Below are 616 nucleotides of genomic sequence, written 5' to 3' on the forward strand. Positions count from 1 at the left end.
TGATGATGTTGGTAGGCCGTATTAACCGCGTATTGCGTCCAAACCTTAAGCTTCACTAATAAGCAGATTAAATAAAGACGTACGAAAAAGAGCTCTCAGGAGCTCTTTTTTTATGTCATCGGTTTATGTTCGTTTTTCGTGCCCATAACTTGGTGGAAGCACTGCGTAGACCACGCCATCTTTGGGCTGTCCATTAAAGATGAATCGGTTTCGAGCTATCGCTTCACGAGTGGCTCCACAAGCCTCTATCAGATGTTGGCTAGGCAGGTTGTCGAGATCGCACACTATTTCAAGTCTTGTAAGTTTGAGCTGTGCAAAACAGAACTCAAATAAAGCTAACATGGCTTCTTTTGCTATGCCTTGCCTCTGATATTTGTCTGCGACCCAATAGCCCAAGCTCGCCATATTAAAGGTGTGGTAGAGCTCATTGATCGCTACCATCCCCATAAGAGCGTTACTTTCACGATCAAAAATACCGAAGCCGAAGGCATCCGCTTTGACCCAATTTAGTCGCGTGGCAAGAATGAACTTCTCGGCGTCTTGCTCTGAATAAGCGCTTTGGCACCAATCAATCCAACGAAATAGGCTTGATGACTTTTGAATGCATTGAGCGAAC

At 44.8% G+C, this 616-nt stretch carries 1 protein-coding gene; it reads right to left on the reverse strand.

The window, feature by feature from the left end:
- Positions 1–123 precede the first annotated feature (123 nt).
- Positions 124–616: GNAT family N-acetyltransferase (locus KIV40_RS32390; RefSeq protein ID WP_285353456.1), on the reverse strand; the 493-nt coding region annotated here is incomplete at its 5' end.

The sequence above is a fragment of the Vibrio sp. D173a genome, assembly GCF_030248475.1.